The following is a 21,566-nucleotide window of genomic DNA, read 5'->3' on the forward strand; positions in this document are numbered from 1 at the left end:
CCATACCCCTCACCAAATTTAACTGTGTTGTCCTCGCTGGGAGGAATGAATCATGGCGACGCTTGATTCACGAACGATTAAGCGCGGTTCAAACTGGATGTGTTCGTAATCGGTCGTGCTCATCTCCCGAATTCGTTTTAACAACAGCTCGGTAGCAAGTCTGGCGACTTCTTCGCCCATAATGGACACGGAACTAATCTGAGGAGACGTGACGGTTGTCCATTGATTGTTATCCACACCCACAACAGCCACATCTTCAGGTACACGAACCCCTAACTCCTTGAACCGATTAACCAATCCGATGGCAACCATATCATTAATGGCATAGACGGCATCTGGCATATGCGTCAGTCCGTAAAAATAATCTGCAGCATTGGCACCTGTATTTAATGAAAAGTCCTCACCAAAGTAGACGAGAGAAATGTCCACATGGCCTACGGCTTGCTCATACGCACGAAAGCGTTCTTCAATAATGTCCTTCGGTGCTCCCGCATATGCAATTCGAGTTCGACCGATCTTGAACAGATGTTCCATCACCAATTTGCCTTCAGGTTGAGAGAGAGAGACGATATCTGCTTTCATACCCGGTTCCAGTTTCTTGCCGTAATTAATCATGGAGATAGGGAGCGGCGCCTTATCAATCAGTCCGGGTAACGTTTTGGGGTACGCCAGAGGCATGAAGATCAGTCCGTCCACATGCAATTTTTTGACATTACGAATGGTTTCAAGCTCCGTTCTGGCATTGCCTGCCGTATTGATCTGCACGACATGGTACCCATGCTGCTTCGCCGTTTGCTCTACAGACCAGGAGATTTCCGGAATGATGGCGTTACGTATGTCGGGTACAACAAGAGCGATCTGGTGCGTTTGCCGGATTTTCAGACTCTGTGCCGAGGTGTTGGGTACAAACCCCAGTTCTTCAATGGCCTGCATCACCTTATCCCGTGTTTTACTGCTGATGCCTTCTGAATTGTTGATGGCCCGGGATACGGTAGCGATGCCCACGCCGGCACGCTCTGCAACGTCCTTGATCGTAAGTTTCTGTTCTTTCCTCAATGTACGGTTACCTCACTTTATCGGAAACGATTCCGAATTATTAGGAATATGTATGAACTTCACGATAGTTATATAACTTGATTATAACATTTGAACAATGAAGTATCCCGTGAATGGGCCAGATTTATGGCAAGGCCTGATTAAATTTCAATGGGACTACAATAATATTTGCCATGATATATGTTAATAACAAGGATTACATCGTTTGTAATACCGCTAAGATCACTTGAATTAAAGTGCGAGCATTCTTAAGTGAACTCGATATGATCATGAAATAGCCATATTAGTGGAGAAATATGTTTGACAGCGTATCTAAAATGTGACATATTTAATTTACGGAAACGTTTCCGATTATATCACAAATTATGATCTGGGAGATGAAATGAATGAAAGCATTACGTTGGCATGGAGTCAAAGATTTACGTCTCGAAAATATTAATGAACCTCAGCCTGAAGAAGGAAAGGTCAAAATAAAAGTGGAATGGTGCGGTATCTGCGGCAGTGATTTGCACGAGTACACAGCAGGTCCAATCTTCATTCCCGCTCAAGCACCGCATCCGCTAACAGGGGAACAAGCGCCTATAGTTATGGGGCATGAATTCTCAGGACAGGTGGTTGAAGTAGGGGAAGGTGTTACGCGTTTCAAGGCGGGCGATCGTGTTGTGGTAGAACCCATCTATGCATGTGGACACTGCGAGGCTTGTAAACAGGGCAGATACAATCTGTGTGATCAGATGGGTTTCCTTGGACTCGCTGGAGGCGGAGGAGGATTCTCCGAGTATGTAACTGCTGCAGAAAACATGGTACATGCCATTCCGGATTCAATCTCGTATGAGCAAGGTGCGTTGGTTGAACCTTCAGCTGTAGCACTTCACGCTGTGCGCCAAAGCAAGCTGAAAGTGGGAGATACAGCAGCCGTGTTTGGCGCAGGCCCAATCGGACTACTGGTCATCGAAGCGCTTAAAGCTTCGGGAGCATCGGATATTTATGTAGTGGAGTTATCGGATGAACGGAAAGCAAAAGCCGAAGAGCTCGGTGCCATTGTGATTGATCCAACGCAGTTTAATGTCGTGGAAGAGATCCATCAACGTACACAAGGTGGCGTTAACGTAGCTTATGAAGTAACCGGTGTTCCACGTGTTCTGCAACAAGCCATCGATTCGACATGTATTGGTGGAGAGTTGATGATCGTCAGTATTTTTGAACAGGAAGCGCCGATTCACCCGAACTCAATTGTCATGAAAGAACGTACAGTTAATGGCATTATTGGTTATCGCGATGTGTTCCCGGCTGTTATCAGTCTGATGGATAAAGGTTTCTTCCCGGCTGACAAGCTGGTGACCAAACGAATTTCGTTGGATGAAGTGGTAGAGCATGGATTTGAAGCACTGTTGAAAGAGAAAAATCAGGTTAAGATTTTGGTAAAAGCTGAATAGAAATCACAGACATTAAGAACAAGTAGACAGCACATCAACAGATGTGATTGTCTACTTTTTTTGTATAAATAGGGCGCAATTTGTTGCATGTGCGGGTGGTTTTACATAGTATAAAAAGATACAAATTGTATCATCTTGGTGTGAAGGTAATGATGATGAAAAAATGAAGGAGGAAGCGGACATGCAGAGACATACAAAATGGACAGCCGTAATTTTGACCATTGTCGCAGGAATGAGCTGGATGCTTATGGGGAACTCCAAGCCAAAAAACACCACGTCAACGAGTCAACCCCCTGCGACGGAACGTGGGCTTGCCAAGGTGTCGAATGCACCGCTCAGTTCAGCCGATGTAACATCGAAGATCGAACTGCTAGGCAGACCTTTTACCAAAACACCATATGCTAATAACGTCTGGGACATGCAACTGTACAACGGCAAGATATATTTGGGCCACGGAAATAGTAGCAATCTGGGCGTAGCTCCTAATTCAGGCCCTATTCCAGTCATTTATTATGATACAGCGAATGCAAAATTCAAGACCCAGTCAGTGACGAATAGCAACCCGAGCATCTTGCCATCAACGAAGATGTATGTGGATGAGGAACAGATTGATATCTACAGAGTACTAAACGACAAGTTATATATTCCTGGCAATGATTCCGATAGTGAACAGTGGGAACTGGGTAACTTCTATCGTCTGGATGGAGAGGTGTGGACCAAATATCGCAATCTGCCGCTGGGTGTACACGTATACGATTTGGCATCGTATCAGGGTAAGATGTTTGCCGCGCTGGGTACGGAGTCCAAACCAACCATACTAATCTCTCATAATGAAGGTGAAACTTGGCAGAAATATGCGACTATTAATACGTTTGGTTTCCGGGCTTATACCATGTTCCATCTTAATGGCAAGTTATATGCATCTGGCATGATGTATCCTGCCAATAAAATATGGAATGACAAAACTAATATTTTGGAGATTAATGAAAATCTTGAGAAACGGGATGTTGTCATCTATGGTAACAAAATGCTGCCTGGATTAACCTATCAAACGGGCACGATTCCTTATAATAAAATAGGCAAAAATGTTAACTTCAATAACAAGTTGCTCTATATAGCAGGTGGCGTGTTTAATGATGGGCAGCTGCTGCCCAAATCTTTGAATGTCATGACCGACATCAATCAGGCAAGGCGAGTTAATCTCCCGGATGCCAAGGCGCTCCCAACCGATGTGCTGTTGCGAGAAGGCAAGGTGTATGTGCTTACGTATACTCGCCAAAGTGCCAATCTGTATATCAATCGGGTCTACCAATCCACGGATCTGACCACATGGAATGAGATTTTACGTTTTAACCAAGACACCTATGCCAAGTCTTTCGAAGAGAACGAGGGTGACTTCTACTTTGGTCTGGGTACCGATCCGGATGTGTTATCAACTTCATCAGGGAAATTGCTTCGAGTGAATCGCAGTGATATCCCCGTGAATGCTAATTAAATTGGAAGGAAGATTATGGATTATATACTATGCTACATCCACATTATTGGTGACCGGGAAAATACTTTAAGATGTAGTAGAGTGTATATCAGACTGCTTCGGTAGTGTGATCCAACAGAGGCTGCCGTAAGGTAGCTTTCTTTTTTTTTTCTATAAGAGTAGTTTGAACGCCCAACTTCGAAAATTTGAAAATAAAATTAAGAAACTATAAAATGGATAGAGAAATAATCCTAAACCAGTCAACTGGATTACACGTGTTACAATATACAAAAGCATGTCGCATTTCATGTGGATGCGGAGTTCCACACTTCCAATTGCAAAGGAGCAATGTACTATGAACGTACCTTCAGCATTATTCAAACCTTTCACCTCGGACAAGCTAACATTGTCTAATCGAATCGTTATGGCACCCATGACTCGCGGATTCTCACCAGAGGGCGTACCTGGACCAGAAGTTGCTGAATACTATCGTCGCAGAGCAGCAGGTGGAGTGGGGCTCATCATAACGGAAGGTACAGGCATTAATCATCCATCTTCGGTTAGTGGAGCGAGTATTCCATTATTCCATGGTGAAGATTCGTTGCAAGGATGGGCTAATGTAGTGAAAGCAGTACATGAAGCGGGTGGCAAAATCATGCCACAATTGTGGCATGTGGGTACAGCACGTCGTTCCGGTGACTTGCCTAACGCAGAAGCTGAGCCTGTAAGTCCGTCAGGGGTTAGCATGGCAGGTGAACCATCACGTGAACCATTAATGGAAGAGGAGATTCAAGGTCTTGTACAGGCATTTGCCCAAGCGGCAGCGGATGCACAGCGAATCGGGTTTGACGGCATTGAACTGCACGGAGCCCATGGATACCTGATTGACCAATTCTTCTGGGAGCAGACGAATCGACGGACCGACAATTATGGTGGTGATTTGGTACGGCGAACCCAATTTGCGGTTGAAGTGATTGAAGCTTGTCGTGCGGCGGTTGGTTCTGATTTCCCAATTGTGCTCCGGTTCTCCCAATGGAAGATGGGGAATTATGAGGCACGTCTGGTGGAGACGCCAGAACAATTGGAGCAATTCTTGGCCCCACTTAGTACTGCTGGCGTGGATATATTCCATTGCTCTACACGCCGGTTCTGGTTACCGGAATTCGAAGGATCTGAGCTGAATCTTGCGGGTTGGACGCAAAAAATAACGGGTAAACCAGCTATTTCCGTTGGATCGGTAGGTCTTGAAGCTGAATTCGTAGACAGAGCAACCGAGAACCAGGGAACAGGTGATGCCTATTTGGATCAATTAAATGAGAAGTTGGAGAACAATGAATTTGACTTGATCGCCTTGGGTCGTGTTCTGCTTAGTGATCCGGAATGGCCTGCCAAAGTTCGTGAAGATCGCATATCCGAAATCATTCCATTTACAACAGAAGTGTTGCAAACACTCCATTAATAGAAGCCTAATAACGTTTGGTGAAAGGTGAACTAACACTGAACGGCAACGATTTACAACGAAAAGTAAAACAAAAACGAACAAATAGGCCGCCTTTGGGCGGCTTTTCGATTTGTCTATACTAATAATTTCAACATATGAAAAATTCACAATAGAAAATCATTTTCTGCACCGTTACTCCTTTTTATTCTCCACATACATCGCACACGCGCCTAGTCACAACACCATTAAGTTCCACATCTCAGGTTCTATAGCAACCATTTTTTTCGCTGCATATATGTCATCACAACGATTCAATCCTCAGAAGTGCTCATTTTGAAAATCCACCACCTTATGATAAGGTTAGGCCTGAACCCAAGGGTTGCCAAGATGACATTACATAAGGAGGATGAATATCCTTGCACAACTATAGGTACAACTCGAACAATAAATGGAGAAAACCACTGCATATGATGTGTCTTCTGCTGGGGATCGTTCTGCTTTTATCGGCATGTGGCCAAGCACAGAAACCTTCCTCCTCAACGGACTCGAATACCGGATCGAACGCTGGCTCTAACTCAGGGCAATCTTCCTCATCGCCGGAGCAGAATACCGTTCCACCGCAGGAAGAAGTGCAAGAGGAACCGCAAGAAGAAGTCGATCCGGTGCAGGAGCAACTCAGTTCATTAACGTTAGAAGAGAAGATTGGACAGATGATACTGGCCGGTGTTCAAGGGACAACGTTGGATAATCAAACCAAACAGATGATTACGGATCAAAAGGTAGGGGGCATTATTTTCTATGCCAACAATGTATCGACACTTGAGGGAACAGCCAAGTTTGTACAATCCATCAAGGAAGTAAATCAGTCCAACCCGGTACCGATCTTCATGAGTGTGGATCAGGAGGGCGGCAAAGTCAGTCGTATGCCAGAGACGGTGGAATCCATTCCTTCCAGTAGAAAAGTAGGCGAGACGAAAGACAGCGCGCTTGCTGAAACGATGGGCGAATTGTTGGCGAGACAGGTTCAGCTTGCGGGTTTTAATATGGACTTCGCGCCTGTACTGGATGTGAACAGTAACCCGAAGAACCCGGTGATTGGAGATCGTTCATTCGGCAGCTCGGCAGAACTGGTGTCACGTATGGGGATTGCAGAGATGAAGGGATTACGTAGTGAAGGCATTATTCCGGTAGTGAAACATTTTCCGGGTCATGGTGATACGTCCGTGGACTCCCATCTCGATCTCCCTGTCGTGAATAAAACGGAAAAACAACTGGCCAAGCTTGAATGGATTCCGTTCCAGGCCGCAGTGAAGGAGCAGGTAGAGGCGGTCATGGTTGCACACATTTTGTTCCCGAAGCTGGACCCGGATCATCCGGCTTCCTTATCGGATGTCATTATAGGTGAACATTTGCGCGGGAAGTTCAATTATGATGGTGTCGTCATCACAGATGACCTGAGTATGGGTGCAATCGCGAAGAACTACAAGTTGGACCAGGCAGCCCTAGCAACTGTCAAAGCTGGAAGTGACATTCTGTTGGTAGCTCACAGTTATGAGAGTGCCAAGACGATTTTTGATACGCTAATAAGTGCAGTAAAGTCAGGCAAAATCACCGAGTCCCGAATTGATGAAAGTGTATATCGTATCCTGGCATTGAAGCAACAATACAAGTTATCCGATGATCAGAAAGCTTCCGGAGACCTGAAGCAATTGAATGCAGATATTGTGGATTGGCGTAAGCAAATCGATGCTAGATAATAAATCCTGTGTTATGATTTTGCCAGAGGTGAGATCCAATAATGTATACCATTATGATAATAGAGGACGATCCCAAGATTGCGGGATTATTGAAATCACATATTGAACGCTACGGGGACCGGGCCGTACTGGTCGAGGATTTTGAGATGATTGTGCAACAGTTTGAGCAGGTACAGCCACATGTGGTACTTCTGGATATCAACTTGCCCAGTTACGATGGTTTCTATTGGTGCCGCCAGATTCGTACGCTGTCTACATGCCCCATTTTATTTATCTCCGCAAGGAGTGGGAAGATGGATCAGGTCATGGCACTGGAGAACGGGGCGGATGATTATATTACGAAGCCATTTGAGCATGAGATTGTTATAGCAAAAATTCGAAGTCAGCTGCGCCGGGTATATGGGGACTATGCTGCTCGTGATGAAGAACGCAAGGTGGAACTGGACGGTTTGGTCGTGTACTTGGAAAGACTGGAGATTCAGCTTGGTGATCGCAAAGTACAGCTGACGAAGAAGGAAACGATTCTGCTGGAAACGTTACTGCGGCGCAGTCCAAAGCTTGTGAGCAGAGAGACAATCTTGGAGAAGCTGTGGGATGACTCTTTTGTGGATGACAATACACTCAGCGTAAACGTTACTCGGGTGCGTAAACGATTAGCCGAACTTGGTATTACGGACGCACTGGAAACGGTCAGAGGTTCGGGTTACCGATTGAACAATACCTGGAAGGCCTCTTCACCATCATGAGATTGTTTATACGAGAACATCTCGCTTTAACGTGCTGGGTTGTTGCCATCTTGTTCACCGTTGTTGCAGTGTTCTGGTATGACGGTTACAACGATTGGGTCACGGCTGCTTATGCCGTAGCGTTGGGATTGTTTTTATACATCGGATATTTGGTGTATCGTTATTATTCACATCGCTCCTTTTATACCCGGATGTCACGGTCGATGGATTCGCTGAAGGAATTTGTACCATTGAACGAAACAAGTCCTTTATCACTGGCGCTGGAGAAGTTGTTGGATTCACAATACGGCCAGTATCATGCTCATCTTCATCGGCTGGAACAACGGCAGCAAGAATATCTGACATTCATGAACCAGTGGGTCCATCAGATGAAGACACCGTTATCCGTTATTGAGTTGACCGTGGAAGGTCAGGAAGATGATGATCCTCGGCTCGTAAGCATTCGGGAGGAAGCGGACCAGATGAGGCGAGGTTTGGAGACTGTGCTGTATGTGGCCAGGTTGGATACCTTCGAACAGGATTTCAGTGTGGAACCTGTGATACTGAGGACCGCTGGGGAAGAGGCGATCCATGAGCTGAAACGGTTCTTCATCCGCAATCACGTCTATCCAGAGATACATATCGATTCTGCGCTGGTTGTGCAATCCGATGCCAAGTGGATTCGTTTTGTCTTGGTACAGTTACTGTCCAATGCAATCAAATATTCCGCGGGCAGCGGGCAAAAGATCTATGTGCGTGCGTATGAAGCCGAACGCTCCATCATACTGGAAGTGCAGGATCAGGGCATCGGAATTCCGAAGTCTGATCTAAACCGGGTATTCCAGCCTTTCTTCACCGGGGAGAACGGGCGGCATTTCAAAGAGTCCACAGGCATGGGGCTGTATATTGCCAAAGAAGTGTTAACACGGATGAATCATAGGATTGATCTTGAATCTGTGTACGGCGAAGGAACGAATGTCCGAATTACATTCAACTCTTGAAGTGACAGGTTGAAGATAAGATTGGGACGTGAGTTCTGTATTTTTGTTGAAGAAGTGTGAGTGGAGTATATATTACAGTGTAAGTTGAAGTATAGACGTCTATTGCCTGATCGGGGCGAAGGCGTCTTTTTGATGTTCATGATGCAACCTTACAACATTGTCATGTTGATGAAAGGTTAAACCATAGGAGAATGGCCGAAACTTCGATAGACTATAGTCATAAGAGTACAGGAAAGGCCACGCACAATACGCATGCACACAGCATGAAAAGTAACTTGATTTTGAATTCATATATCACTAAGGAGTTGTAACCATGGAGATTTGTTCTGTGAAACAGATCAGTAAAATCTACAAAGGCATCGTATCTTATGAAGCATTATCAGGTATTGACCTCAGTATTCAGGAAGGTGAGTTTGTTGGCATCATGGGACCATCCGGTAGTGGCAAAACAACACTGCTGAACATGATCTCAACCATTGATCATCCAACATCAGGCGAACTGCGGATTGCAGGGAAGAATCCGTTTGAATTGAATCAGGACGAACTCGCGCTGTTCCGGCGCAAAGAGCTTGGATTCGTTTTTCAATCGTTCAATCTGTTAAATACACTGACAGTCAAGGAAAACATTGTGCTGCCACTGACTCTTGACGGTGTTTCGCTAGCAGAGATGAACACTCGTGTTGAACATCTGGCAAGCAAGCTGGGGATCGAGGGTATTCTGAACAAACGGACATATGAGATATCAGGAGGACAGGCACAGCGTACGGCCATTGCCAGAGCGCTTATCCATTCCCCGAAGCTGATTCTGGCCGATGAGCCAACAGGTAACCTGGATTCGAAGGCGGCAAGAGATGTCATGGAGATTCTCGAAACTCGCAATCAGGAGGATCAGGCTACGATGCTGCTGGTCACTCATGATGCAGTAGCTGCAAGTTATTGCAGTCGGGTTGTCTTTATCAAGGATGGCAAACTGTATAATGAAATTCACTACGGCGATAATCGCGCAGCCTTTTACCAGAAGATTATTAATGTATTATCCCTAATGGGAGGTTCAGGACATGAATTTTCGCCAGTTCGCCATTAATAACGTTGTTCGGAATAAACGAATTTATCTGGCTCATTTTCTGAGCAGTACATTTTCCGTTATGATCTTTTTTACTTACGCATTGCTCCTGTTCCATCCTGATTTGAAAGCAGGGTTAAAGGGATCAAGTGGGACGGTTACGTTGCTTGCAAATCAGGGGTTTGTGATTGCAGAGATCATTATATTCATCTTTTCATTCCTGTTCCTGCTCTACTCCGTTGGTTCATTTCTGAAGACGCGCAAGAAGGAATTTGGTATCTTCCTGATCATAGGCATGACACGTAAACAGATGAACCGGCTCCTGTTTATGGAGAACATGTGTATCGGATTAGCTTCCATCATTACCGGGATTGGACTCGGAATTATTTTCGGCAAATTGATCCTGCTGATCTGTGGCTCCATGCTGGCTGTTGAGAACAGTCTTCGATTCTATTTTCCGCTAAAAAGCATTGCCCTGACGGCAGGTGCATTTCTGCTGCTGTTTGTTGTGATCGCGATGTCATCATCCTTGCTCATCCGCAAAGGAACTCTCATTGACCTTGTGAAATCAGAGGAAAAACCGAAACCGGAACCCAAAGCCTCACGTCTACTCGCCTTGTTATCCGTATTGTTGATTGGCGGGGGTTATGCAGGAGTATTCACTTTTGTATGGATAAGCTTCTCCTTTCCGTTATTACTCGCAAGTGTCGTGGTTGTTATTGCAGGTACGTACTTTCTGTTCACGCAGCTCAGTGTATACATCATTCGGGCACTGAAAAGAAATCCAAGGTTGTTTTTCCGTAAAACCAATCTGCTCTTCCTATCTGAACTTACCTATCGAATGAAAGATAACGCCATCATGTTTTTCATGGTAAGTATCATTTCAGCTTCTTCATTTACGGGAATTGGCACCATGCTTGCTATTGCTGACCCGGGGTTGTCGTCCATGTCGAATCCGTACGCATTCAGTTATATGAATATATGGGATACTCCCAACTCCGAGCGACATATTCGGCAGATTGAAGAAGCGTTGATTGATCATCAAGTTCCCTACGTGAAGGGCAGTTATGCTCATATACCTGAAAATAATAATGGAAGGATTATCAAACTGAGTGATTATAACCGTCTGGCGAAGGCACTTGGGTACGAAGAACGTACGTTGAAACAGGTCGATGAGTCATTTATGACACCAAGCAATTTGGCGGTTCGTAAGAAGTACCGTGAACAGGCCGAACAAGGATTCTCAGGGGCGGAGGTCAATCTGGAGATTGATAATCGGTCGAAACAGATTCGGCTAGTGACACCTGGTACCGATATTGTGATTCCTTTTCAAAATGAAATTAATCTCTACGTTGTAACCAACGAATTGTTTGAGAAGTTGAGACCGGCGTATAACGAGGAAGTGGGGATGCCTGAAGGTTTCTATTCCATGCGAACGACGCAATTTGTCGTAAAAGATTGGATGAGTACACGCAGCTTTGCTCCTGAATTGATCAAATCCATTCAAGATGATCATTCCGAAAAAGGTTATTACGAGGTCAGCGCGCTTGTGGTGGATTGGCTTAATTCCAAGCAGACCAATGGCATCATTCTAATTTTGAGCGGCCTGATCGGCATTGTTTTCTTCACCTTTGCAGCAAGTTTCACATATTTCAGACTTTACGCAGATCTAGAACGGGATGAAGCGCAGTATCGCATGATTGGCAAAATGGGACTGAGTCGTCCCGAACTCCGTAAGATCGTAACAAGGCAGCTATTGCTTATGTTCTTCCTGCCGATTCTGGTGGCGGTCATCCACAGTTCGGTTGCCTTTGTGGCGTTGCAGCAACTGGTTGATTTCTCGGTCTTTGGATACAGCCTGCGCATCTTCTTGGTGTTTGCTTCCATGCAGATTTTGTATTTTGCACTCGTTCGCTGGCGGTATCTGCGTCACATGTATTCCAAATTAGTATAAAATAGCATGGCCCAACAGACACCGGACTCTTCGCTCGGTGTCTGTTGACTTTTCTATCTCTGGCACAGTACTATTTTGTTAGATACAGAATGTATCATTACATAGTTTCTCAAGCAGTTAGAAGGATGGAGTTACAGAAATGTCAGGCCGGTGCCTGAGAGGGAGGACATATCATGAGTATCACGATGTCTCGTGGACAAGCTTACATTCAGCGTCTGAATGATGAGCGGAATGTATGGCTGGACGGAGAGCGTATCCAGGTAACTGGGCATCAGGCCTTTCAGGGAACACTTCAAACCATAGAAGGATTGTTTAATCTGGTGGATGACCCGGAGACAAGGGAAACCGTGGCCTATTGGGACGAACAGACGGGAAGTTACGTGCATCGCTCTTTTCTTGTGCCTCGTTCACTTCCTGACGTGAACAGCAGGGCGGATGCTTTTCGGCTGTGGGCCGATCGGACGTATGGGGTGATGAGTCGATTGTCTGATTATGCCCGATCCAGGCTGACCGGTTGGTATGCAACACGACATGAGATGACAGCGCATGACCCGGCATTTGCAGACAAAATATCGGATTATTTTGCACAAGCCAAACGAAAAGATGCATTCCTGACAATTGTCCAGCGGGACCCACAGATTAATCGTTCCTTGCCTGTTGGAGAAGATGAGGATGCCATGCTGCGAATTGTCAAAAGGAATACAGAGGGCGTTGTGATCCGCGGGGCCAAAATGGTGGCAACAGCAGCGCCTTATGCCGATGATATCATTGCTTATCCCGTTCAACGAATTCCAGGCCACCTGCCAGAGCTGGCCCATATGGTAATTGTAGCCGCGGACAGTCCGGACTTGCACATGATGTGTCGTGAATCTTTTGCCACAAAAGATACAGATAAATCACATCCACTCAGTGCGCAGTATGATGAGATGGATGCCGTATTATTTTTTGACGATGTATTTGTGCCCTGGGAACATGTATTACTGCACAATAACCCTGAAGCCGTATGGCAGATTCGCTGCAATACAGCTTCGGCCAGTCTGGCCTACCATCAGAGTGTCATTCGATTACACTCGAAACTGGAGTTTATTACAGCCGTGACCTCATCCATTGCCAAGGAGATTGGGGTGGACTCTTTCCTGAATGTGCAGGAACAACTTGGAGAGCTGATCAGTCAGATGCAGACTATCGAGGGACTGATTATTGCTGCTGAAGCACAGTCTAAGCCGGATGCATTGGGCAACTGGTTGCCGGAATTCAAATATATTGAAACCGCACGTAATCTGGGCAATCGCTATTACCCCCGCGCGGTGGAGATTTTGAAGACCATTGCTGCGGGTGGTCTGATTCAGATTCCTTCAGGTACGTTTGAGACTAATGAAATGATGGGTTCTTTGTTAGGCAAATATCTTGGTGGAGTAACGATGCAAGCCGCGGAGAAGATTCGTCTCTTTCAACTCGCATGGGAGCTGACCGGAAGTCCACTCGGAGCAAGGCATGATCTATATGAACGTTTCTACGCGGGTGATCCCGTGCGCAATCGGGCGAACCAATATGTGCAGTATGACAAGGAACGTTTATTCGGAAAAGTGGAGCCTTGGCTACGTTCGCTTAAGGACTGATCTGATGATCTAATACAAATGGTCCAAATGAAGATTGAAAAGCCTGAATGAAGAACGAAAAGCTTGAATGTAGGCTGAAAACAGCCCTTTTTTAGTTAATGCCTTGGCATGAGCCAGGGCTCTATTTCTATTTATTTAGATTATCTTTAGAAATGATTTAGGTTGAATTAAGAGACGTAGTATATAGTAATAATGTAGAGATAGGCATAGAGTATAGGAAATGAGAGGAATAACATGAGATACACCGTATTAATTGCAGATGACGAACCAGAGATTGTTGAACTGCTTCAACTCTATCTGGAGAAGGACTATACCATTAAAACTGCGGTGAATGGAGCCGAGGCATTACAAAGCATACGTTCAACACAGATCGATCTGGTCATACTGGACATCATGATGCCTGTAATGGATGGATTGCAGTTGATCAAACAGATCAGAGCTACATATCACATGCCTGTACTGTTCCTATCCGCTAAAAGTCAGGATCACGATAAAATCCTTGGACTTGGACTTGGGGCAGACGATTATATAGCGAAGCCGTTCAACCCGCTTGAGATTGTCGCCAGAGTAGAGGCGTTGCTCAGAAGAGTTAATCAATTTGATGCAGCGGAGATCCCCGAAGCGTAAGAACAGAATCTGGTATTAGGTGATCTGACGCTGGATCGATCCCAATGTATCCTTTTTCGTTCAGGAAGTCCTGTAACATTGACCTCTACAGAGTATAAAATTATGGAATTGTTGCTTGATCAACCTGGCCGAGTGTTCACCCGTAAAAAAATATACGAAGCGGTCTGGGGCGACTATTATGCGCACGAGGACAGCACGATTATGGTACATATCAGCAACATTCGGGAGAAGATCGAGCGTGACTCCAGACAACCGGAATATCTCAAAACGATAAGGGGACTGGGATACAAAATTGAAGCGCCCATGGAAAGCTAGAGAAAAGCGACTGTTGCAGACATCCCTGACTTTGGACTTCTTGCTGTTCAACTTCTTTTTGCTATTACTGGTATTGATTGTGTACCTTATGGTTTCACTTGATGTCGTGGATTTTCGCATTTCGGATCAGGTGGTTGATCCGGATCTGAATGTTGAAGCCCACGTGTATGTAGCAGAGCTGGAGAACGAATTTTATTCCGGTGGAGGTTCGGTGTCGAAAGGCAAAGACACAGAGATTCAACGTCTCAAGGATAGCGGCGGCTGGATTGAAATTCTGGATGCGAATCGCAATGTCATTCATCATGTGGGAGACAAGCAAGATGCGTTCACGCAATACAGTGAAACCGATCTGTATGCTGGATTGGAGAACCGAAGCGACCAGCCGTACTATTACTCCATCACTCCGTTTTCGACAGAAGGAGCGGCAACGTATGTGTTGCTGAAGATCCCACGTGATCTGGTCAGCGTAAGGATTAATGATAATCAGTTGATTACCAATCTGAAGCATCCATTATCCTTTTACATTATGATTGGCATCGGTTTGGTTTTATTGTTGATCTTTGTCTACAGCTACTGGGTCGCACGGAGAATCAAAAAACCACTCAGTATCCTCTCCTCGGGTCTTACGCAGATGATACAGGGGAATTATAGTACACGGATGTCGATTTCAGCTGAGAGAGAGTTTGTCCAGATTGGTGAGACCTTTAACTACATGGCGGATGTCATTGAGAACACCTCTGCGGAGAAACGTTACGCCGAAGAGAGCAAACAGCGACTGATTGTAGATTTATCACATGATCTGAAGACACCGATAACATCTATACAGGGATATGCGCAGGCATTGGTGGAAGGACGTGGGGAGGACAAGGACAGGCAGCAAAGATATCTGGGATACATCTATAACAAGTCCGTTCAAGTTGCACGTATGATACAGAATATGCTGGAGTTGCTCAAGGTGGATTCGCCCGATTTTCGCATGCATATTCAGAGAAGAGAGATTGGAGAATTCCTGCGCGAGATTATGGCGGATACCTATGGGGAGATTGAACAGAAACAGTTTGTCCTTCATGTACTTGTTCCTGATGAGGTGATCTACGCGAGGTACGATCCGGAGCTGTTATCCAGAGTCATCCAGAATCTGATTACCAATGCTCTGTCTTATAATCCAATCGGGACCGAACTGCGCGTCGAACTCATTCCGCTTCATACCCATGTGGTGATAGAGGTGGCAGATAACGGAGTGGGCATACCTCAAGAACTATGGTCAACGATCTTTGACCCGTTTGTACGAGGGGATGAGGCGCGGACAGCGACCGGAGGCACCGGACTTGGTTTGTCCATCGCACGACGTAATACGGAGAAAATGGGCGGACGGCTGATTCTTTCCCGGCGTGGGCGAGAGACCACCGTGTTTACCATTGAGATTCCAAATTAAATAAGAGAAGAAATGTCCATGTGGAGGGAAATATTTTGTTCAAAGTAAATACGTTTGTCCGGTTCAGTATTGCACTGGCGCTGATATTGGTTAATATCTATTTATTATCACGTGTAAGCTTCATCTTTCAGCCGCTCGTCACGATGATCACGGTTATTACCGTGCCGATGATGTTGTCGGTGTTCTTTTATTATCTGCTAAGGCCGCTTGTGAATTATATGGAGAAAAAGAAAATAAATCGCACGCTAAGTATTTTGCTAATCTATCTGGTTATTGCTATTCTGGGAGTGTTCTTCATCATTGGTTTATGGCCATCGTTACGTGAGCAACTGTTCAATCTGGTCGATAACGCACCAAGTTTAATTAATTCATTAAGTGACCAGCTGAGAGATCTGGAGCAAAATGGTGCCATTCAGGCTTTGTTCCCTGAGGGCTCGACACCTTTCTCCCAGATCACGGAGTATATCAACAAAGGATTTAACTTTGTAACCAACTACGTAAGTGGATTCTTCTCACTTGTTTCCAGTTTTGCGATCATCTTGTTTACACTACCGATCCTTTTGTTCTATATGCTGTTACAAGGCGAGAAATTTGGCCGTAAATTGGCACATATTGCACCGAAACGTTTCCAGAATGACAGCCGTGAAGTCGTAATTGAGATTGATCAGGCGTTGAGTGGTTTTATCGTGGGAAGAGTTTTGGTCAATCTGGCGCTGGGTGTACTGATGTATATCGGTTTCTTGATCATTGGACTGCCGTACGCATTACTGCTCACGGTAATTGCGGTCATCATGAACTTTGTTCCGTTTATCGGAGCGATTGTCTCGTCCGTACCTATTGTGATCATGGGTCTCGTGGTATCACCATCGGTTGCCATCTGGTCTCTGATTATTATTCTCGTCGCTCAGCAGATTCAGGACAACCTGGTTGCACCGTACGTATTCGGCAAAAAGCTGGATATTCACCCGCTCACGACCATCATTCTGGTGTTGGGTGCAGGCGACCTGGGTGGAATTATTGCCATCCTGATTATTATCCCGGTTTATATGATCGTTAAAATTCTTTTGGTTCGAATCTATAACATGTTCTTCAAGGACAAATGGCAGAATGCATAGAATTTAATTATTCGAAGGAGTGGAGCACATGTCTGAAATTATCGAAAAACAATATAATGAACCTGAATATATTGCACCTCAATCTGTTCAAATGGGTACCATTCACATCTCGAACGATGTGTTATCCAAGATCGTGGGAATGGCCGCTCAATCAACGGCTGGTGTATCCTCCATGTCCGTTGGACTGACTGAAGGCATTGCCAAGAGTATCAGCGGCAAGAGTCTGCAAAAAGGGATTGACGTACACGTCAAAGACGATCAGGCAACCATCCAGCTGCGCATCAACATTCAATATGGTAACAAGATGCACGAGGTTTGCCGTGAACTTCAACATAATGTTCAACAGGCTGTAGAACAAATAGCCGGCGTCATGGTCGATGAAATCAAAGTGCAAGTTGTTGGCATATCCATGCCGGAGACGGTATAAACCAATGAAAAGAATGTAAGGAATAACGTTTGTAAGGATAAACGATTAACAAAAACAGCACCTTCCCAATTAACAACTTAACTGGGAGGGTGCTGTTTTATGTTTGCGGTAGTAGGTGGGAGCTTCGCCCATCACTTTTTTGAACATTTTAGAGAAAAGCAATTGATCGGTGTAGCCCACAGAACGGGCAATATCGCCAATGGTCAGACCGGGATCAAGGGTCAATTCGGCTGCCCTGCGCATCCGATAAAGGACCAGATACGATTGGATGCTGCTTCCCATCTGATCCTTGAACAGAGAGCACAGGTAACTGCGCTGCAAACCGACATGGGCGGCGATGGACTGAACGGTAATGGCATTGGCATAGTTCATTTCAATGAAGTCCATTACCTGCGTTACATACGTTTCCTTCGAATAATCCGGCATGGGTTGAAGATGCTCTGAATTAGCCTGATCAATCAAAATAGAGAAGAATTGATACAGTAAACCAGTCATGCTAATCTCCCAGCCTTTATGGGTATTGCGGGAATTGATCATTCGGTGCAGGCAGGATCGCATCTCGTCATCCTCATTACCCAGTTCAAAGATCGGGTGATGCTCGGACAGACAGGCCTGCTGTAAAAAGGTTGGACTATTGCTGCCTTGAAAAGCAACCCAGCTGTATTCCCATGGGTCATCCTGATCTGCTTCGTAATGCACGACGGAATGTGGAACGATCAGAAATCCTTGACCTTTGTGCAGGGTGTACGTTTTGCCACCAACTTCGAAGGTGCCTTTGCCATTCAAAATATAATGAATTTTATAATAGTCTCGCATGGCAGGGCCAAAGTGGTGACCTGGTGTACAGGCTTCGGTTCCATAATGAAGGAGCTGAAGCTCCTGAAAATGATTGTTTTTGAACATATACGTAATCAAGGGTATTCACTCCTGTACGATTTCGTCTCATCTTGCATTTTAACATACTAAATAGCTGAAAAGATTAATTATTTAACATTAGTATATATAGATAACAATCATTATTCCATATGTTCAAAGTGAAATGCCATATCGTTTATCCAGGAAAATGTCTAAGATGAAAAGGAATTCAACAAACCTTACAGGAAAGTGAGAATAACGATGCCCTATACTGCGAGTGAACAACGATATGATGAGATGAAATATGTACGTTCCGGCAAATCCGGAATCAGACTTCCGCAAATTGCGCTGGGTCTATGGCAGAACTTTGGTGGCAACCGTACATTGGATATTCAGGAAGAAATGATTTTGCGTGCCTTTGACCTCGGAATTAACCATTTCGATCTGGCTAATAACTATGGTCCACCTCCAGGATCAGCGGAAGAGAACTTTGGCGTGATTTACAAAAAACATCTGCGTCCTTACCGGGATGAACTGCTCATCTCCTCGAAGGCAGGTTACCATATGTGGAATGGACCTTACGGCGAGTGGGGCTCCCGCAAAAACCTGATTGCCAGTCTGGATCAAAGTCTTGGTCGGATGGGACTGGATTATGTGGACATTTTCTATCATCACCGTCCAGATCCGGACACGCCATTGGAAGAAACGATGACGGCGCTGGATCATATCGTGCGGCAAGGTAAAGCACTGTATGTAGGCTTGTCCAATTATAATGCAGAACAGACACAAGAAGCGGTAACCATTCTGCGTCGTCTGGGTACGCCATGTCTGGTTCATCAGCCAAACTACTCGATGCTGAATCGCTGGATTGAAGACGGTTTGCAGGACGTACTGGATGAGCAAGGCGTAGGTTCCATTGCGTTCTGTCCACTCGGGCGCGGTCAGTTGACGAATAAATATGTCGATAAGATCAAGGAAGAACGCGTCAATCCAACAGGAAATTTGAAAAAAGAAGCATATACGGACGAACGGATTGCCAAGTTCGATGCACTTCAGGCGGTTGCGGAGCGAAGAGGGCAGACGATCTCTCAACTGGCTCTGAACTGGATTTTGCGTGGTAACCGTGTAACCTCTGCACTGATTGGTGCAAGTCGTGTGTCCCAGATTGAAGAAAACATGGCTGCCCTTCAGGCACCGGATCTGACAACGGAAGAGTTGAATGAGATCGAAAGCATTTTGGACGGAATGGGTAATTATCCGTGGTAACGTACACAGTACAGCTGTGTGAAAATTATAGTTAGGTAAAACTAATGTAATATAAATGAAGAATGAAAATGGCGCCTACCTGATCAATCAGGAAGGCGCCATTTTGTATATGTCATTTTCTTTATAGGATAAGATCTATTATAATAGTTCATTAATTGACCTATGTTTATTTTTTCAGAATGAACCTAGTTCATAGCACCTGGTCCTAGGATTTAGGGTATAATATATAGAAGCTTTACAATTGAACTACGAAGGAGAGGCTCCATTTGAACTTTGAACAGTGGATTTCGCCTGAAAGCTATAACCTGACATCCGAGATGGAGAATCATCCATCAGACCGGATTGCACTTAGATGGCTCAGCGATCAACGAGAATTGGAAGAGATCACGTATGGTGAATTATTCAAGCAGGCGAATCGTCTTGCTGGAGGTTTGCGTGAACTTGGACTAGAGAAGGGTGATCGGGTGTTGGTCATGGTACCACGCCGTATTATTGCCTATGTCATTTATATTGCTTGTCTTAAACTGGGGATTGCCGTTATTCCTTCCTCCGAGATGTTACGGGCAAAAGATCTGGAATATCGTCTGCGTCACTCTGAGGCGCGGGCTGTTATTGTATGGTCCGAGACGACCTCAGAAGTGGAAAAGATGGACGCGGATCTGCCGTCACTGGCATATCGCATCGTGGCATCACCGAATGAAGAAGTTAGCGTACCTGCTGAAGGTTGGGTCAATGTGCATCAGTTAATGCAGAATCAACCCGAAGAGATGGCTGCGGTGGAGACTCATCGTGATGATACGGCTATCCTTGCTTATACTTCGGGCACAACTGGTAATCCCAAAGGAGTTGTACATAGCCACGGTTGGGGATATGCCCACCTGCGGATCGCTTCTTCATTATGGTTGGATATTCAACCTTCAGATACCGTATGGGCAACGGCTGCACCTGGCTGGCAAAAATGGATCTGGAGCCCGTTCCTGTCGGTACTCGGAAGAGGCGCGACTGGACTGGTCTACAATGGATCATTCCAGCCCAAGCGTTATCTGGAACTGATGCAGGAACATCAGATTAATGTCCTTTGCTGTACACCAACAGAATATCGGTTGATGGCCAAAGCAGATGATCTTGGACATTATGACCTGTCTCATCTGCGCAGTGCTGTTTCAGCGGGTGAACCGCTCAATCAGGAAGTTATTGAAATCTTCCAGCGTCATTTTGACCTGACTATTCGGGACGGATATGGACAGACCGAGAGCACGTTGTTAATCGGCAGTCTCAAAGATGCGCCTGTACGTATTGGCTCGATGGGTCAGTCAATTACACCTGGATTGATTGAAATTATTGACGATGAGGGACAACCTGTGCCTCCGGGTGAAGTAGGAGATATCGCGGTACACAAAGAGATGCCAGCTTTGTTCCGGTCCTATTATCAGGATGAGGGACGGAAGGAAGCGAGTCAGCGTGGCGATTATTTTGTAACAGGGGACCGTGCACGCAAAGACGAAGAAGGATACTTCTGGTTTGAAGGTCGCAGTGACGACATCATCATCAGTTCGGGTTACACGATTGGACCATTTGAAGTGGAAGAAGCACTCATGAAACACGCCAGTGTGAAGGAATGTGCGGTGGTTGCAAGTCCGGATGAGATCCGTGGCAATATTGTAAAAGCTTTTGTCGTGTTGAGAGACGATTCACTGGCTTCACCGGAACTGATGCGTGAACTGCAACACCACGTCAAGGAAATTACAGCACCTTATAAATATCCACGCAAGATCGAATTTGTTACGGATCTGCCAAAGACCAACTCTGGTAAAATCCGCCGGATCGAACTGCGCGAACAAGAAAAACGTAATAGTTAGATCATTTTGTATAGATGGAATTTTGGGGATTGTGCCTGCGTAGTGAAAGAGAAGGAATCGATTCTGCAGAATCGAAAGCGGTCGTATTTGTCTCCGAATTTTAACCTTTGAAAAATACGATGAAGAAAATTTGGAGACAAC

At 45.3% G+C, this 21,566-nt stretch carries 16 protein-coding genes and 1 pseudogene; 15 read left to right on the plus strand and 2 right to left on the minus strand.

Features of this window, described 5'->3' with window-relative positions; translation table 11 throughout:
* Positions 1-18: 18 nt before the first annotated feature.
* Entirely contained in the window at positions 19-1,056 is a 1,038-nt protein-coding gene (locus PAEAM_RS21405) for a LacI family DNA-binding transcriptional regulator (RefSeq protein ID WP_076249529.1), read from the minus strand.
* 386 nt (positions 1,057-1,442) lie between these two features.
* On the opposite strand from PAEAM_RS21405, the gene PAEAM_RS21410 reads away from it, so the two are divergent.
* The 13 genes and pseudogenes from PAEAM_RS21410 to PAEAM_RS21470 all read left to right on the plus strand — a co-directional run bounded on the left by PAEAM_RS21410 (position 1,443) and on the right by PAEAM_RS21470 (position 17,445).
* A complete protein-coding gene (locus PAEAM_RS21410) occupies positions 1,443-2,492 on the plus strand; it encodes a 2,3-butanediol dehydrogenase (protein ID WP_100528893.1) in 1,050 nt (349 codons plus the stop codon).
* 181 nt (positions 2,493-2,673) lie between these two features.
* Positions 2,674-3,987, plus strand: a complete 1,314-nt coding sequence (locus PAEAM_RS21415; RefSeq protein ID WP_100528894.1) for a hypothetical protein — start codon at positions 2,674-2,676, stop codon at positions 3,985-3,987.
* A gap of 334 nt (positions 3,988-4,321) precedes the next feature.
* Positions 4,322-5,425 (plus strand): NADH:flavin oxidoreductase, encoded by a 1,104-nt coding sequence (locus tag PAEAM_RS21420; RefSeq protein ID WP_100528895.1) that lies wholly within the window; start codon positions 4,322-4,324, stop codon positions 5,423-5,425.
* A 398-nt stretch (positions 5,426-5,823) separates the two neighbouring features.
* A complete protein-coding gene (gene nagZ, locus PAEAM_RS21425; protein ID WP_243391426.1) occupies positions 5,824-7,164 on the plus strand; it encodes a beta-N-acetylhexosaminidase in 1,341 nt (446 codons plus the stop codon).
* 41 nt (positions 7,165-7,205) lie between these two features.
* Positions 7,206-7,910, plus strand: coding sequence for a response regulator transcription factor (locus PAEAM_RS21430; RefSeq protein WP_047842720.1), 705 nt, complete (start codon positions 7,206-7,208; stop codon positions 7,908-7,910).
* Positions 7,907-8,890 carry a sensor histidine kinase gene (locus PAEAM_RS21435; RefSeq protein ID WP_100528897.1) on the plus strand — a complete coding sequence of 328 codons (984 nt, stop codon included), beginning with the start codon at positions 7,907-7,909 and terminating at the stop codon, positions 8,888-8,890. Before PAEAM_RS21430 ends, PAEAM_RS21435 begins: the two co-directional genes overlap by 4 nt.
* Positions 8,891-9,203: 313 nt before the next feature.
* A complete protein-coding gene (locus PAEAM_RS21440; RefSeq protein WP_076318070.1) occupies positions 9,204-9,974 on the plus strand; it encodes an ABC transporter ATP-binding protein in 771 nt (256 codons plus the stop codon).
* Complete coding sequence (locus tag PAEAM_RS21445; RefSeq protein ID WP_100528898.1) at positions 9,949-11,907, plus strand: ABC transporter permease; 1,959 nt, start codon at positions 9,949-9,951, stop codon at positions 11,905-11,907. Before PAEAM_RS21440 ends, PAEAM_RS21445 begins: the two co-directional genes overlap by 26 nt.
* A 173-nt stretch (positions 11,908-12,080) precedes the next feature.
* On the plus strand, positions 12,081-13,526 hold the full coding sequence (locus PAEAM_RS21450; RefSeq protein WP_100528899.1) for a 4-hydroxyphenylacetate 3-hydroxylase family protein: 1,446 nt from the start codon (positions 12,081-12,083) through the stop codon (positions 13,524-13,526).
* Positions 13,527-13,760: 234 nt separating this feature from the next.
* Positions 13,761-14,468, plus strand: a pseudogene (locus PAEAM_RS21455) (response regulator transcription factor).
* Positions 14,446-15,903 carry a sensor histidine kinase gene (locus PAEAM_RS21460; RefSeq protein ID WP_100528900.1) on the plus strand — a complete coding sequence of 486 codons (1,458 nt, stop codon included), beginning with the start codon at positions 14,446-14,448 and terminating at the stop codon, positions 15,901-15,903. The pseudogene PAEAM_RS21455 and the gene PAEAM_RS21460 overlap by 23 nt, the downstream one beginning before the upstream one ends.
* A gap of 35 nt (positions 15,904-15,938) precedes the next feature.
* Positions 15,939-17,018 (plus strand): AI-2E family transporter, encoded by a 1,080-nt coding sequence (locus tag PAEAM_RS21465; protein ID WP_100528901.1) that lies wholly within the window; start codon positions 15,939-15,941, stop codon positions 17,016-17,018.
* A 28-nt stretch (positions 17,019-17,046) separates the two neighbouring features.
* Positions 17,047-17,445, plus strand: coding sequence for an Asp23/Gls24 family envelope stress response protein (locus PAEAM_RS21470; protein WP_100528902.1), 399 nt, complete (start codon positions 17,047-17,049; stop codon positions 17,443-17,445).
* A gap of 69 nt (positions 17,446-17,514) precedes the next feature.
* Here the strand turns inward: PAEAM_RS21470 and PAEAM_RS21475 are convergent, their stop codons facing one another.
* A complete protein-coding gene (locus PAEAM_RS21475; RefSeq protein ID WP_100528903.1) occupies positions 17,515-18,360 on the minus strand; it encodes an AraC family transcriptional regulator in 846 nt (281 codons plus the stop codon).
* 201 nt (positions 18,361-18,561) lie between these two features.
* On the opposite strand from PAEAM_RS21475, the gene PAEAM_RS21480 reads away from it, so the two are divergent.
* Positions 18,562-19,566, plus strand: a complete 1,005-nt coding sequence (locus tag PAEAM_RS21480; protein ID WP_100528904.1) for an aldo/keto reductase — start codon at positions 18,562-18,564, stop codon at positions 19,564-19,566.
* Positions 19,567-19,883: 317 nt separating this feature from the next.
* Entirely contained in the window at positions 19,884-21,425 is a 1,542-nt protein-coding gene (locus tag PAEAM_RS21485) for an acetate--CoA ligase (protein WP_100528997.1), read from the plus strand.
* Positions 21,426-21,566: the final 141 nt, after the last annotated feature.

It is taken from the genome of Paenibacillus sp. GM1FR, from assembly GCF_002803315.1.
Classification (GTDB): domain Bacteria; phylum Bacillota; class Bacilli; order Paenibacillales; family Paenibacillaceae; genus Paenibacillus; species Paenibacillus amylolyticus.

Bases quoted from the DNA above. Each gene is read 5' to 3' on its own strand.
- PAEAM_RS21410 (WP_100528893.1), top strand. From the start codon at position 1,443: ATGAAAGCATTACGTTGGCATGGAGTCAAAGATTTACGTCTCGAAAAT.
- PAEAM_RS21415 (WP_100528894.1), top strand. From the start codon at position 2,674: ATGCAGAGACATACAAAATGGACAGCCGTAATTTTGACCATTGTCGCA.
- PAEAM_RS21420 (WP_100528895.1), top strand. From the start codon at position 4,322: ATGAACGTACCTTCAGCATTATTCAAACCTTTCACCTCGGACAAGCTA.
- PAEAM_RS21430 (WP_047842720.1), top strand. From the start codon at position 7,206: ATGTATACCATTATGATAATAGAGGACGATCCCAAGATTGCGGGATTA.
- PAEAM_RS21435 (WP_100528897.1), top strand. From the start codon at position 7,907: ATGAGATTGTTTATACGAGAACATCTCGCTTTAACGTGCTGGGTTGTT.
- PAEAM_RS21440 (WP_076318070.1), top strand. From the start codon at position 9,204: ATGGAGATTTGTTCTGTGAAACAGATCAGTAAAATCTACAAAGGCATC.
- PAEAM_RS21445 (WP_100528898.1), top strand. From the start codon at position 9,949: ATGAATTTTCGCCAGTTCGCCATTAATAACGTTGTTCGGAATAAACGA.
- PAEAM_RS21450 (WP_100528899.1), top strand. From the start codon at position 12,081: ATGAGTATCACGATGTCTCGTGGACAAGCTTACATTCAGCGTCTGAAT.
- PAEAM_RS21470 (WP_100528902.1), top strand. From the start codon at position 17,047: ATGTCTGAAATTATCGAAAAACAATATAATGAACCTGAATATATTGCA.
- PAEAM_RS21480 (WP_100528904.1), top strand. From the start codon at position 18,562: ATGCCCTATACTGCGAGTGAACAACGATATGATGAGATGAAATATGTA.
- PAEAM_RS21485 (WP_100528997.1), top strand. From the start codon at position 19,884: ATGGAGAATCATCCATCAGACCGGATTGCACTTAGATGGCTCAGCGAT.